Origin of the sequence: Oscillatoria salina IIICB1, assembly GCF_020144665.1 — a bacterium.
Taxonomy (GTDB): Bacteria; Cyanobacteriota; Cyanobacteriia; order Cyanobacteriales; family SIO1D9; genus IIICB1.
Map to the genome: position 1 here is coordinate 17216 of NZ_JAAHBQ010000065.1, position 14921 is coordinate 32136.

Annotated in this window: 9 protein-coding genes and 1 CRISPR repeat array (1 of these 10 cut by a window edge); all 9 genes read right to left on the reverse strand. The window is 39.3% G+C overall.

Annotated elements, in window-relative coordinates:
- Positions 1-3367: direct repeats of the CRISPR family, unit length 37 nt; unit sequence GTTTCAATCCCTATTAGGGATTTTAGCTGATTAAAAG; it begins 597 nt to the left of the window's first position.
- A gap of 212 nt (positions 3368-3579) precedes the next feature.
- The 9 genes from cas2 to cas3 all read right to left on the reverse strand — a co-directional run bounded on the left by cas2 (position 3580) and on the right by cas3 (position 14636).
- Positions 3580-3867, reverse strand: coding sequence for a CRISPR-associated endonuclease Cas2 (gene cas2 / locus G3T18_RS18385; RefSeq protein WP_224412040.1), 288 nt, complete (start codon positions 3865-3867; stop codon positions 3580-3582).
- Between the two features lie 18 nt (positions 3868-3885).
- Positions 3886-4890: a type I-D CRISPR-associated endonuclease Cas1d gene (gene cas1d / locus G3T18_RS18390; protein ID WP_224412041.1), complete on the reverse strand. Its 1005-nt coding sequence runs from the start codon at positions 4888-4890 to the stop codon at positions 3886-3888.
- 30 nt (positions 4891-4920) lie between these two features.
- Positions 4921-5514 carry a CRISPR-associated protein Cas4 gene (gene cas4, locus G3T18_RS18395; protein ID WP_224412042.1) on the reverse strand — a complete coding sequence of 198 codons (594 nt, stop codon included), beginning with the start codon at positions 5512-5514 and terminating at the stop codon, positions 4921-4923.
- Between the two features lie 3 nt (positions 5515-5517).
- Positions 5518-6327, reverse strand: coding sequence for a CRISPR-associated endoribonuclease Cas6 (cas6, locus tag G3T18_RS18400; protein WP_224412043.1), 810 nt, complete (start codon positions 6325-6327; stop codon positions 5518-5520).
- A gap of 45 nt (positions 6328-6372) precedes the next feature.
- Entirely contained in the window at positions 6373-7086 is a 714-nt protein-coding gene (gene cas5d / locus G3T18_RS18405; protein WP_224412044.1) for a type I-D CRISPR-associated protein Cas5/Csc1, read from the reverse strand.
- Between the two features lie 70 nt (positions 7087-7156).
- Positions 7157-8167, reverse strand: coding sequence for a type I-D CRISPR-associated protein Cas7/Csc2 (gene cas7d / locus G3T18_RS18410; RefSeq protein WP_224412045.1), 1011 nt, complete (start codon positions 8165-8167; stop codon positions 7157-7159).
- A gap of 37 nt (positions 8168-8204) precedes the next feature.
- Positions 8205-11687 (reverse strand): type I-D CRISPR-associated protein Cas10d/Csc3, encoded by a 3483-nt coding sequence (gene cas10d, locus G3T18_RS18415; protein WP_224412046.1) that lies wholly within the window; start codon positions 11685-11687, stop codon positions 8205-8207.
- Between the two features lie 232 nt (positions 11688-11919).
- Positions 11920-12111: a hypothetical protein gene (locus G3T18_RS18420; RefSeq protein WP_224412047.1), complete on the reverse strand. Its 192-nt coding sequence runs from the start codon at positions 12109-12111 to the stop codon at positions 11920-11922.
- A gap of 332 nt (positions 12112-12443) precedes the next feature.
- Positions 12444-14636, reverse strand: coding sequence for a type I-D CRISPR-associated helicase Cas3' (gene cas3 / locus G3T18_RS18425; RefSeq protein WP_224412048.1), 2193 nt, complete (start codon positions 14634-14636; stop codon positions 12444-12446).
- Between the last annotated feature and the right edge of the window lie 285 nt (positions 14637-14921).

A 14921-nucleotide genomic window follows, 5' to 3' on the forward strand; every position in this document is an offset into this window, starting at 1 on the left:
GGATTTTAGCTGATTAAAAGAGCTGCACAAGTTTGTTTGTACCACCGATGTACTCAGTTTCAATCCCTATTAGGGATTTTAGCTGATTAAAAGCTTACCTAGGTAAGTTTCCAACTCCTCACAATAAGTTTCAATCCCTATTAGGGATTTTAGCTGATTAAAAGGCGAAAATCACACCAGTGTTAGGGAAAGTTCCGTCGTTTCAATCCCTATTAGGGATTTTAGCTGATTAAAAGGTGGAATTGAATTGAGGTTAAAGAGATGAGTTATGTTTCAATCCCTATTAGGGATTTTAGCTGATTAAAAGTTCTGTAGATATTTCTCGACAGCTATAGCTAAAAGGTTTCAATCCCTATTAGGGATTTTAGCTGATTAAAAGATCTTTTGGGGTTAGTCGCTCTCAGTGAAATTTTGTTTCAATCCCTATTAGGGATTTTAGCTGATTAAAAGATGGTGAAAGTTTAACTATTGATGATATAGCCAAATTAGTTTCAATCCCTATTAGGGATTTTAGCTGATTAAAAGGTTCTACTTACTAATCGTATCCGATCTAAGTTTCTGTTTCAATCCCTATTAGGGATTTTAGCTGATTAAAAGCTTCTAGGTGGTCTTGGAGGTTGACTGGGCAGCGGTTTCAATCCCTATTAGGGATTTTAGCTGATTAAAAGTTCCAGCAACGACTCCCCAAGCTGCACCTATAGGTTTCAATCCCTATTAGGGATTTTAGCTGATTAAAAGCATAAAGAGAACCGGGATTTTGAATCAAAGCACTGTTTCAATCCCTATTAGGGATTTTAGCTGATTAAAAGGAGAATTTACAATAGATATGTGAGGGAAGCCTGCGTTTCAATCCCTATTAGGGATTTTAGCTGATTAAAAGCAACTATTCTAGAAAGAATCGTAGGTATGCGAAAAGTTTCAATCCCTATTAGGGATTTTAGCTGATTAAAAGACTGCTAAATTTTATCAGTATCATTTACTAGAATGTTTCAATCCCTATTAGGGATTTTAGCTGATTAAAAGCTTTTGAAAGGCGCTTGTTCTCCACAAGTTAGAAAAGTTTCAATCCCTATTAGGGATTTTAGCTGATTAAAAGAAAGTAATTAAGGCTTCTCAAGCTAAATTATTGAGTTTCAATCCCTATTAGGGATTTTAGCTGATTAAAAGGATTGTAATGAGTGGTATCATCAGCAAGCAAGTCACTTAAGTTTCAATCCCTATTAGGGATTTTAGCTGATTAAAAGGCTCGCTTCACTCGCGCAGATATCGCAGTCAATGTTTTCGTTTCAATCCCTATTAGGGATTTTAGCTGATTAAAAGATTTCAATTGAACAACTACAAACTCAATTAGAAGCGTTTCAATCCCTATTAGGGATTTTAGCTGATTAAAAGCCTTGGATCTTAGCGGCTACTTTGTCATACTCGCTCTTTAAGTTTCAATCCCTATTAGGGATTTTAGCTGATTAAAAGAAGGTATATGATCTCTTATTAGTTGTTGTGTTATGTTTCAATCCCTATTAGGGATTTTAGCTGATTAAAAGTAGTGTCTATCAGCTTTTGGCTAGGCTCTACAATTTTGTTTCAATCCCTATTAGGGATTTTAGCTGATTAAAAGAAAATATGAGTAAAAATAGCGATAATCAAACGGCTGTTTCAATCCCTATTAGGGATTTTAGCTGATTAAAAGGCGGGGGGGTCTTGTTTTTGTGCCTCACCCTGCTCTGTTTCAATCCCTATTAGGGATTTTAGCTGATTAAAAGGTTAGAACCTTCCGCTAGTGGGGCTTTCGGACTACACGTTTCAATCCCTATTAGGGATTTTAGCTGATTAAAAGCCTGAAAATCCGGGTATTCTTCTTCGTTTTGGTCGTTATGCGTTTCAATCCCTATTAGGGATTTTAGCTGATTAAAAGAAAAATGGGTTAGGTTTTGCCAATCTAGTCAATGTTTCAATCCCTATTAGGGATTTTAGCTGATTAAAAGAGGTCACAGTCTAGAGTTTGCAGTAAGTCAAGTCGTTTCAATCCCTATTAGGGATTTTAGCTGATTAAAAGCAACATGGTCATACTTCCGAAACTTCTGTCTAAAGTTTCAATCCCTATTAGGGATTTTAGCTGATTAAAAGTTGAGTTGAGATTGTTATAGAGGAAACAGAATTTTAGTTTCAATCCCTATTAGGGATTTTAGCTGATTAAAAGTCGATTCTGATATCGAAGAAGCAACAGAAGCGGTTTCAATCCCTATTAGGGATTTTAGCTGATTAAAAGCAGTGATCGGTTTGTTGTTTACAGCGATCGCTTTGTTTCAATCCCTATTAGGGATTTTAGCTGATTAAAAGAGGTCGCAGCACGATGAAAGTTCGTGTCCTTCTTGAATTTGTTTCAATCCCTATTAGGGATTTTAGCTGATTAAAAGCCTTTGCCATCGTAGCAGAGGATATCGGTCCGGTTTCAATCCCTATTAGGGATTTTAGCTGATTAAAAGCCAGTATTGTCCCTGGCTGTCCTTGATCAAGTATCTTGTTTCAATCCCTATTAGGGATTTTAGCTGATTAAAAGTTGCACTTGGTTACTGTCTTCTAGTAATTCCGGTGAAGTTTCAATCCCTATTAGGGATTTTAGCTGATTAAAAGGTAGCAATTACTTGGGCTACTCCCAAGCAAATTGAAAAGTTTCAATCCCTATTAGGGATTTTAGCTGATTAAAAGTTACAAGAGGAGGCGATAATCTCGAAAATCAATGGTTTCAATCCCTATTAGGGATTTTAGCTGATTAAAAGGGTTGTTGATTTTTGGAAAGAAGCAGTTTATTGGGTTTCAATCCCTATTAGGGATTTTAGCTGATTAAAAGCAATTACTAAATAGGTAACAATTCTCGGTTAGAAAAACGAATGTTTCAATCCCTATTAGGGATTTTAGCTGATTAAAAGTTGAGTTGATTCAACAAAAAGCAGCAACAGCTTAGTTTCAATCCCTATTAGGGATTTTAGCTGATTAAAAGGGTGATTATGCGGACAAAAAGGTATTTGCTGACGCGTTTCAATCCCTATTAGGGATTTTAGCTGATTAAAAGAAGGAGTATTTTCAAAATATCTCAGTTTTGCACAGGCTGTTGTTTCAATCCCTATTAGGGATTTTAGCTGATTAAAAGATTCAGGCGATCGCTCTAGCATCCTTAAATTAGAAGTGTTTCAATCCCTATTAGGGATTTTAGCTGATTAAAAGGCAGGGGATTTATGCAGTTCCCAGTATAAGTTTAAAGTTTCAATCCCTATTAGGGATTTTAGCTGATTAAAAGTATTTCATATCTGCTTATGCCTCCATTGTGGCGGAGTTTCAATCCCTATTAGGGATTTTAGCTGATTAAAAGGGCGATCGCCTGAGATCCAGACGGTATGAAGTTTTCAAGGTTCGATTTTGCGAATCTCCTCTAAATGTATCATGAGTGAGAGAAAAAAACAAGTCAAAATCGCTGAAACCTTTGTGAAATAACGGTTGCGGATCGATTTGGCGAATTGGAGCGCTCAAATCCTTACCAGAAGGGGAAATCAGCGATTTTTGACAGTGACTCATTTTCTACACCTACCCATCCGCAGCTTCTGCAAAGAAAATTGTTTCGTCGCGAGGCATTTCGCCACCGATACGTTCGATTTTACCTTGACAGCAGCCGCAGAGGAAGTAAAAGCGGATGCTGTCGGTTTCTGGTTGAATCAATTTTCGCAGACGCGATCGCAGTTTGGCATATTGAGTTTTGGTGAGGTCGCACTCGAAGACGCTATACTGCATCCATTGTCCGTAGGATTTCAGGATGTTATGAATTTTGGTACGGCGTTTGTCTTCGGAAATGTCGTAGCTGATGACAACAAACATGAGTTGGCTAATTTGTGCTTAAATTAGGACTAAGGGTGGATATTTGTCGGTTTCGCCCATGAGGTATTTAGCTAAAAGTCGGGCTTGAATTTCAAAGGCTTCTTGATAGGTACATTGACGTTTCAAGACTGGATGTTTGAATTTGCTTTGTTTTTTCTGTTCGTAGAGACGGAGAAAGGTTTTCAGTCCGTCTTTGGTTAAGGAAACTGCTTCACTGAGGGGTTCGCTGGTAAAATCGTCTAAGGTTAGCGATCGCTTATTCAAGGCACTCAAGACGACTGCATCGACAACTAAGGGACGAAATTCTTCCATCAAATCCAATGCTAGTGAGGGACGACCGTAATGTTCGAGGTGGAGGTATCCTAGATAAGGATCGAAGCCAACGATGTTGACTGCGCTTTGGATATCGTGACGCAACAGAGAGTAACCAAAGCTGAGTAAGGAGTTAACAGGATCGGTTGGTGGACGGCGTTTGCGCTTTTTAAATTCAAAATCGGCGTTTTTAATTAGTTGGTTGAAGCAGCCGAAATAAGCTTTGCTTCCTGCTCCTTCTAAGCCACGGAGGGAGTTAATATTGTTGGTAGTTTCGATTGGGGCTAATGCTTGTTCGATCTGAGTAATTCCGGTTTGTAGCTTTTGGTGAGAATTTTCGCGATCGCGTCTTCGCAAGCTGTTACGATAGTTTTTGAGTTTCCCTCGAACAAATCCTTGAACGAGATGAATGGCTTGGGGTGTTTCTCCGGCTGCGTTCCATTGGGCTTTGCGAAGAAAGATATTTTTGGTAACTTCAGGTTCGAGACGACCGAGGTAGCGTCCGGTATGAGTAAAATAGCTGAGGGGAATGTTGCGTTGTAGCAATTCGGTGACGACTGCGGGGGAAACGGTGGCGCGTCCTAATAATACTACGCCGTCGATTTTAATCAGAGGAACGTCTATGAGTTTGGTTTTGTTAGCTTTGACGTGGAGACGTTCGTCAATTTTGCCAACGAAGGCATCTTCTTGAGTCACATATACTGTTCCCATGAGCAATTTTTCCTTAAATTTAGGGTTGATTTACAATGCTTCTTGATAGTGTTCGACTTTCTTCGCTGCTTGGGGTAAGCAGCGTGAATAAAGGCTACAACCTTGACAGCGTGAACTATAGACGGCTGGCGGAATCGTGCCGGAAGCGAGTAAGGTTTGAATAGCGGTAATTGTGGCTGTTGCTTGTTGTCTCAATTCTGCGGAGATTTCGACAAGTTGGCGTTGGTGTGAGTGGGCGTGGTAAATATAGCCGATGTTGACAGGTTTTCCGGTCATTTCTTCTAAGCATAAAGCTTGGGCGCATAGTTGCAATTCGTCGTTATCCCATTCGCCTTTTTTACCTCGTTTGTATTCTACGGGGTAAAATTGTCCGGAATCGGCTTCAATGAGGTCAGCTTTGCCAATTAAATGATATTTTTCTGATTTCAGCCAAATCGCGCGAATTTGCCAGGTTTCTTCACGATGTCCGTCGCCGAGAGTGTGGACGCGATCGTGTAAACTGGTTCCTTCGATGGTATATTCGTTATCGACAAATTCGCCTGTACAAAACATTCGCCAGTAGCGATGGGGACAATAAGAATATTGGTTGAGTGAGGCTATGGTTAAATAATCGAGGTTGTTCATAATTTAAATTCTCCTTACCATTCCCATTCCCATTGTGGTTTTGCGCCCAATACCTGAATAAAGGGCAAAATCTGCTAAAGTATTAATTTGTTTGATGACAATTGGGTCGAGTTTGCCAAAGATGCGGTAACTAATTTCGCCAACGCAGCCAATAAATTTACTGCGAGAGTCAGCAACAATTGCGGTATTTATGTTGAAATAACTGGGAAAAATCGTCTCGAAATCGATCTCGGAGAATTCAATTCCGCTATACTTATGCCAACGATTGAGTAAACTATTAAAGACACTTTCGGAATTTGGCAGTGCATTGTCGTACTTTCCTTGACGAAACGCTACGGGTGTGGCGAAATTCAAGGAAATTTGATTGGTGGTTTCGCTGGCGCGATCGTACAATTGCTCGTAAGGACAAGAATTCGCCCAAGGCTGCATCGATTGCGGTGTTCCCAGAATACTGGTAATTTTAAGGTCAGCCGAGCCTAAATGCCAAGCGCGATCGGGATTTAAGTTTAGCCACAGTTCAGTTAATTTGCCGAAAATTGTCTCGTCAAGCAGAGAAATTCGCCACCAACAAGAAGTTCCGGGGGGGATAGATTTTTGATGTTCCCATTGCAAAGTTTGACGCGATCGCGCTTTAATTTGTAAAGGACTAAGAGTAAATGCTTTACCCGATTGAGAATCATGTAAATAGTTACCCAACTCTTTGTCAACAGAACTCACTAAAGTTAGAAAAAGAGCGTGTAAATGTCTCCCACTCAAGTAATTTGGAGAAATAGGAGATAGAGGGATTAGGTTGAGAACTAAACTGTAAGGCATGGGATTTTGAGAAGTGAAACTTGTGCAAATTGAAAACTAAAAAAATTATGCTTGCGCGCTAAAACGATACTCCATACGTGCAGGAATTTTCAGTCCTTTAATTTCGTCCAACTGATAATATTCTCCTCGCATTTTTACGTTACGAATTAAACTCACAGGCGGCATATTTACTACATCATAGCTGATTACTTGATGAGTAAACATCACATCTAAAGGATTTAAAGGATAAGGATAAGTAAACACACCAGATTTTGTTTGAGGTTTAGACAGTTCTTTCATGTCCACTTCTGCTTTACTCATCCACTTGCCTAAACGAATCCAACGTGATAATTTTAGTTGATTTTTGCTCAGGAGAAAAAACTCAAATTTACTTTCCGCAGCTATTTCTTTAGTTCTGCCAAAACTGGGAATATTTTTCTGAGTTTTTTGCATTTCCACGTAGTAGTTATTGTTGGCATACTTCCACGTATTAAGTATAGCAGAATGTGAGAGCGATCGCGCTGGGGTTACATAAATTTTTTGTTCATTGAGTGGGGTTAAATGGGCTTCATACTTAGGTACTTGTTCGGAGCAAAAATAGCGATAGGAATCTTCTTCAGAAACGTTAGTAGCATAAGTTTCGCTATCAACTAATCCTAGTGCATAACAAAGTGCATAATTGTGTAATACAGGTTCAGTTTCGTACAGTCGTCCAATTTCACGAGTTGCAAAGTAGAGGCTATCGTGAAGTTCAATCTGACAGCGATAGATAATTGTCATAACATCAAAAGAGGTATGAAAGTTTAGTTTTGTTTGGGGTAAGGTAACACCTCACCCCGAAATCACACTGTTACTTTGATTTTGCTGTTTTTTTCTTCTTCTCACCTATATGTTTTTTAGCGTAAGCTTTGGTTTCAGTGTCAGCTTGTTGCAAAATAGAAAGAATACCTTTTTCGGTTGCTGTGAGTGCTTTTACTTCTGTGATTAGAGGTTGAAATGCTTCGCCAATAAAGTCAGTATAAACGATAAATTCATCTGCCATTAAAGCTTGAATTGCCTCAGTTGCTTTTTCCATTACTAAATCTTCGTCGAGGGGATCGATTGATGTTAAAATGTCTTTCGGAAGACGATCGTAAATTGCCTGTGTCCAGCGTAAATTACTAACAATTTCACCATCGGCAAAAACGACACCTAATAACTCATTTCTTACTCGTCCGGTACGAGTTGTTTGTGCGCCATAGTGTCTAGTTCGCAAGATGTTATTAAAAACATACAAAAAGCTAGCTTCTGTGGGGTCTTTTAAGGTGACAATACTAGGAAAAAACACTTGGGGACGGATATGATCTTGTTGATTGATACGACTGGTAACTTCACCCGGTTTAGAACCTTTTTCCCCTTTCGATGCCATTGTACCATTTTCATAAGGTGCGTTGAGAGTAAATGTTTCATGAGATTCGTCAAAAGGTGTAATAGAAAATGCTGTGTCAACAACAACTTTGGACTTTTCGGAACCAGAATCACCAATGGCAAAGCCGTAGATGATACAGTCAGGATTATCCATGCCAAATTCAACGTTATATTCGCATTCTTCTGGTTTAACAAGTTCATATTTACGCAGTAATTCGCGACCAACTAAACGTTCTGGTGTTGATTGTTTGCGTTTAAACATTGAGAGACGACTAATTGGTTGACGGTTGTCAATTCCGGCGCGAACGCGGGCTTTATTTAGTTCTCCGTCGGTTTGAAATAGGGGATAAGATTCTGTGACTCTGAGAGTTAGAAAGTGAACGTATTTTCCCATTGGTTTGTAGGGAATTTCGGTGTGGAAAAATTTGCTGTCGATGGTTTTAAGTAATGACATTTGTTGACTCCTATTAGTTGATGGTTGTCAGGAAAATTTATGAGTTTTCAGTTTCAGATTCATCCTCAACTGATTCGCCTTTAGCTTTGTTGTCTTGATTTTCTTTATCTTGTTCGAGACGATAAATAAATTCGCAAGTATCGCGAATTAGGTTGAGTTGTCGTCCCGCGAGACGGGCGCGATCGCCTTTGAATGCGCCTTCAAACACTTCGACGACAAAATAACGGGCAAATTCAAGTACCGCTTGGCGTTCGATTTCGCGATCGCTAATTACCCAACGCCCTTCCGCAGTCGAAGCATGAACCCTATCCATTAGTTTGCAGACTTCCGCCGCTACTGCGGCAATTAAGGTTTCGCCGTGAAAAACACTTGATTCTGCTTTGAGAATTGTCTCAGCCGCGATATCAATGGGTTTGAGGACAGCATTCGCTTTCGGGTTATAACGCTTGTTAGCGCGGTAAAACTCTCGATAGAGTTCAGTTAAATTTTTGGGATGATTCAAAGGCGATCTTGCTTCCACAGTTAATTCCTCCAAATTGCGATTAAATTGAACATAAGGATCGAAGCATGGATAAAAGTCATAAGTGTACAATTTGATGCGATTAATGCTAGGAAGATCGGCATCTTTTCCTCGCGTCCATTTATTCAAATAATGGAAAACATACAGAGGACTGGTTTCGAGATTTGTCGCCAATTCCGTTAATTTTCCCCAGTTAGCATCGTAACCAGATTTACCTCGTTTAGGATTAACATCGAGATGAATTGAATAAGCGGCAGTGAGGACGTTTAAAGGTGCGGAAAATTGCTTACCATTGTCGTCTTCCCAACCTTCAAGAATGTAGTCTAGACGAAATCGATCTTGTTTTGTCAAGACTCGAAATGCTGGCGGCGCGCTGTCGAGAAATACTGTTTCTTCAAATTCTGCACCGTCGCGATAGGGTGGAATTGGCGACTCGGAAACCACGGTTTTGACATCAAGAATCATGGGGAAGGCAAATGCTAACCATGCAGGCATTATCCAAGATGCTGTATCAGTTATTTTTTTCTCTTGCTTTTTTCCTGGAGGCTTTTCTGGTGGGAGTGCCATAAAGTAGAAAGTAAGCGGTTTATCATCAGGGTAGGAAAGTTTAAATGTACGGTCTTTTTTTTGCTGTAGTTCGGTGTCAATAAGAAAAGCGTCTACAGTTTGATAGCGAGATCGCTCAAAGTTGGCTTTTAAGTTTTCGCTAACAAAATGTTTACGAATGCTGGTATCAAAGCGAGTTTGAGAAATATTCAGATAAGCTTTTTGTAAGAAGCTATTAGTTTCTGGCGTAAAGTAATAAGTTGGATAGAAATAAAGATAGCGATATTTTCCATCTTCAAATCGTTTGCCAACTGCTTGAGTTTGATTCATTAAAATCTGCCGCAGCATCATTTCTACACCCGCAATACTAGAAATATTACGCTTCGCATTCGAGCCGCCTAACATTTGTTTGTTAGTATAAACTTGCGGCGTAAATAATACCGCCGACTCCATTTGTTCGGTGACAGTATAAGCAGAATGAGAAAGAGAACAAATCAATTGACGACCGCGACCTGATTTTTTTGCAGTGTTATAATTGTTAAGTTCGTTGAGAAAAGTTTCTGCTTGTTCTGTTGGAGTTTCTGTTATTTCTTGACCGGGAAGCATGACTACTCGACTTACCCATTCTCTCAAGTCATCCCAACCATCAGCTAAGTTATATTGTTCGACAATTGGTTGAATTTTTTGAGCTATGAAAGCAATAATATCTTCGCCAATAGTACGAATTTCTTCGGGTGCTATTCCGGGATTATTTTCTAAATATTTCGCAGCTAAATAATACCATTCATAAGGTACGCCGCCTGTATTTCCTTTCAGTTTTAGTTCTTTAAGGGTTTCGTTGATGCGCTGAATTTCCCGAATTTGTGGGAGATATTTTTCTAGCTGCCAAAAGTTAGCGACTTCGGCTACTAAATCAAGTTCTGGTGGTGCGGGTAACTTTTTATTTTGCTTACGAAGAGTTTCAATTTTTGCAAGGCGATCGCCCCAAATTTTTCGACTTATAACATCACCAAATTCTGCGAGTTGGTCAATGCGAATATCATTATCAAAATGAAAGTTATAATCGGCAGATAAAACTCCTTTTTCTTGAAATTTAACTAAGTTGTCGCTGCGACTTTTTGCTACTGAAGTTTTTGTAGGTTTGAGAATGCGTAAAGTAGCATCAAGTGCGACTTGCATTAAGCCAAAATCGTCAAAAAATTGGCTATAATAGTCGGCATACTTCATTCCTTTTCCGTCGCGTCCAAACCCAGTTTGTCTGCGTTGTAATTCGCCTCTACATAAATTTTTGATCGTGTCAACAACGCGGTTAGGGAGGTCTGCTGGAGAAATTATAGGAGAGTTGCGATCGCACAAATAAATGACTCCCGTGGGTAAGTATAATAAGGGTTCGTAGTAGGTTTTTTCGGCGGTATTGAGGGCTGTATGGGCTTCCATGACGGCGTTATTAACCACGTTGGTGAGTACGCCGCGATTTTCAGCAATGCTATGGTAAGTTAGCTTTAATTGACCATCGCTGAGTTGGTGAATAAGTTCGCTTAAACTGTTGTTTTGTGCATCTTGGGGATGTTTTACAATTGAAGCGAGACGATCGGCGAGACAGGTTAGATCGGCTAGACAAGAAAGAGTGCGATCGCGTAATCTTGGATTCAATCCATCTTCAGATAAATTTAAGTTAGTATCGTTGCGTTTTTGGGCATTGTATGCTACGAAAAGTAAGTCATCAATATAGTCGCGCCATTGTTCGGGAGAGTCAGGAAATAAAAAGCGATCGATTCCTAATTCGGGAACCATTACTACAAATATTTCGCGATGTTCTGCAACTGAAAGTTTACGAATATCGCCGTTAGGATCTCGCCGAATCAAACGATATTTTTCCGGCATTTCCGGGAAGAGATCGTAATTAAATTTTTCAAAATCATGCAGAATAAAAGCTGCAATTTCTATCCGTCTTTCAAATTCTTTGACTACACGACGCGCAGTAGTATTCAGTTTTTCCAAGCGTTTTTCGATTAAATTAGCCGGAAATAAACCATTGAGTAAATGCGTATTCAAAGATTGATCGCCAGCATTATCGCGACGGACAGGATCTTTTCCTTCTGCAATACGACGACGATCGATTTTGTCGAAAAATTTCCCACCTTTGGCAGTTACACCAATTGCAACACGCAATAAATTTGGTAAGACAAATTCAGCAAAATCTACCATTACTGGATCGTCAGGATTTTGTGACTGAATTGCTTCGCGAAGTAGCCTTAAAGTAAGTAATTCTTGAGTGATAGAAATTGTGCGATCGCTTTCATCAGCATCTATTCCTAAATCTTCATCCGAAAGTTCTTCTAAGTCGATTTCATCAAATTCATCAGTTTCATTTTCTGAAGTTACTTCTGGATTTAAGTCGTCAAATAAACTCAGTTGTCGTGGATCGTTGTTCGATTTCTTACGTTTAGCCATTTTTATCAAAGTCTAATATGTTGCAAGAAAAGGAGAGGGAAATAGGAAGGAAGCTGTTGGTTAAGGGCTTGAGATTTAACTGAACCAGCCTTTATCAGAAGGGGGTTCGAGATTACCTACGCCTGAGCTTAATTCCGCAAGCTAGAAACTAACTTCCCTACTCCTTGGGTGGTGTTAGGAGATTGCTCAAAGAAATATAACAATCTCCCAACGAGCTATCGCATTTGCTATGCTATGGCATCCGATACTCGAATTGATTATGAGCAATCATACGTTTTTCGATGAAATACCCTTTTTTGCGTGCTTTAAAAACAGTATCGTTAAAACGCCAACTTACTTTCGATGCAAGTTCGTTGCTGGAATGCCATTTTTTATCTTTGAGAACTCTTAGGAGTTTTTGGAGATTGGTAGGCTTTCGTTTCAAGGTTAATCACCTCCTCAAGTGATCGATATTACGATCGCGTTCGCTCAATTCACCCTATAGGCTGCGCTTCAGCGATCTTGATATTTCCAAGCTAATGATTGCGATACCTCTTGTCAATACTTTTTAAGAAATAAGCATTAGACTTATTCGACCTAGTAGTTTATAAACACATACTTATTCAACCCCCCGATGTGATAGAGTGAAATTATCTTAGGCTCCAGTGACTTCATTACATTAATCCCTATCAGGGATTGAAACGAATAGGTCTGAGCTTACTGCTGTAAGCTTCTATCCACTGGAGAAAAAACCATAATCCCTATGAGGGATCGAAACTAACAAATCCATGTTTCACCTCCTTTGCTTTTGAAACGATAGGCTAAGGTATCGAGGAGTAAGGCTGGTTGACCGATCGCGATCGCGTAAGGTGGTGTCGTCTCGTGAACGCTGGTTGCATCGCTAATCGGGTAAAGTGCGAAGTGCATCGGAAGTTGCAAACGGTAGCGGATTTCGATGACAGGATAAGGTAAAACGTAACTAACGAGTCCCTGTTTTCGCAGTCGTTGGTTAATTTTGTCAATCCAAGGGTTATCGGGTTGCCAAACTTCAATCCCCGTTAATACTTGCACTTTCCAAGCTTCGGCAATTTCTTGTAAGTTTCCCGCGTAGGTAAACCGCCAATTTAACCGTTCTTCGCGATATCCTTTGAGAACCATAAATGCGAGACAATGTTTAAAGTGACCTTTCGCAATGGGTTGTCCGAGACGTTGAGAAGTGTCTTGTAGCGATCGCATAAATCCGGCTTCTGTCCACATTCCAATCTCTAAATTGCTTAAAATTCCTGGTAGATCGTAAGTTTTAAACCGAGATTCTTCGTCTTCCTCAGTTTGGTCATATAAACCACATTGCAAAGGACTCGATCCCCGAAAACTTGACGCATCATCAAAGATCGGATTTCCTTTTTTACCTGACATTTTTTGCCACTCTTTTGACCAACCGATGACACAACCTGCAACTCGTTTCAGATTAGTACCAAATACTTCTTCGCAGTCCTGTTGGAACTTTTCTCGACTAATCCTGTAGTTTTGTTGAATCTTTGGATTACCTAAGCTATACCAAAGTTTAAAAGATTGCACTGCACCCCACCGTTTATAATACCCAGCAAAGTCGTTAATCTTACGATAATTGTCAATAATTGCGTTATTAAAATCGGGTCGATTGTAATGATTGCCAATTTCTAGGGGTGCATTATCTTTTGCAAATAAACGTTCGACAAGAAACTTGGGAACCAGTGCATAAGCAGTAAAATTATTAAATTGAATATCTTGACCATTTTTTTGATAGCCATCATGACGACCTAAGCGTCCTAATCTTTGAATAAAATTACCTGTATCTGAGGATTCAAAAATCAAAAAATTAATCTTAAAATCAACCCCAACGTCAATTGTACTTGTCCCCAAAACTAAGTCGCAATCGAGAGATTGTAATTTAGTTTGACGACCAGATAAACCTGTATTTTCACCGACTGTTAAGTTATGAGGTTCAAAAATTTCGCGGAAAATTGGTACGAGTCGCTTAACTGAAGCAATAGAATTAAGAATAATTGCGCCTTTACTTCCTGGGTAAGCTTGAAAGTATTGTAAAACGAGTTCTTTATTTTCTTTTAACCAGGTTTCTGATGCGGAAAATGTTGATTCTAGAGGTATAAAGTTGAGTTTGATTTCTCGTGCAACTTGTCGCCATTTTTGTGCTTGTAATTGCTTTGCTAAATCGCTGGTGTCAGGAAATTTATATTTATCAGCCTGAGTAGGATCGATTACCTGATAATGAAATCCGGCTTTGTCTAGCTTTTCTAATAACTGATTGTCTGGAGTTGCGGAAAGAAACAAAAACTTTTTCTCTCGATTTGTCCGCCGAATTAATAGCATTGTATTAATAACGCTAGCAATTTGCGGTGCAGCAAAAACATGAAATTCATCAAAAATAAACAGGTTAAAGTTTTTATCAATTCGATTCCATAATTTATCTGGATTCTCTTTGGGATTGAGATATGCACCTCGGTGTAGATAATGGAAAATATCGGGGTTAGTTAAGAGGATTTCGGAATTGTCGGTGCGAGAGGCGATCGCGGCGGCTTTTCTCAGTTTTTCTTGTTCTGAATACAATTCTAATTCTGCACCACTTAACCGATGAATTCTTGGCTCATGTTCGGGTTGAAATATCTCTATATATTCACTTATTTGACGTTCTTGATCTCTGGCTAGTTCGTTCGTTGGATATAAGCCAATTACAACAAAGTATGTTAGTAAAGTTTCCAAATATGCAGCTAAACTTTTCCCATCTCCAGTCATTGCGACATTAATAATTACATCAATATTTGGATTGCGTAAAGCTTTTAAAGTTTCCACTTGATGCCAAACTAATGACCATTTCGGCGGCAGTTTAACATCTTCTGGGACTTCTGATGCCGGACAAGAATAAATAGGTTTGAGCGTAATTCCGTATCTATCTAAGGTTGGAGTATTCATTTATTTATCCTCTTATTTCTTAGCTAACAAAAATCCGTGACAGTATTTTTTGTACTGCTCACTTCCTAATTAGATTTGCTTGTAGAATTTGTGTCTTTTTTGCCTAATTTTCTGTCCGTAACTTGTTGCTTGTTTTCATCTTGGCACGGAAAATAGAGATATGCAAGGATAAATTAAGAAAAAGTGTCCGTATAAATATGAGTCGCAAAGGTCAATCGATTACCAGAAAAACTGGGTTTAAAGCCTCGCCCTTTAGCGGAGCGGAGGGCGACTTTTTAAAAGTGC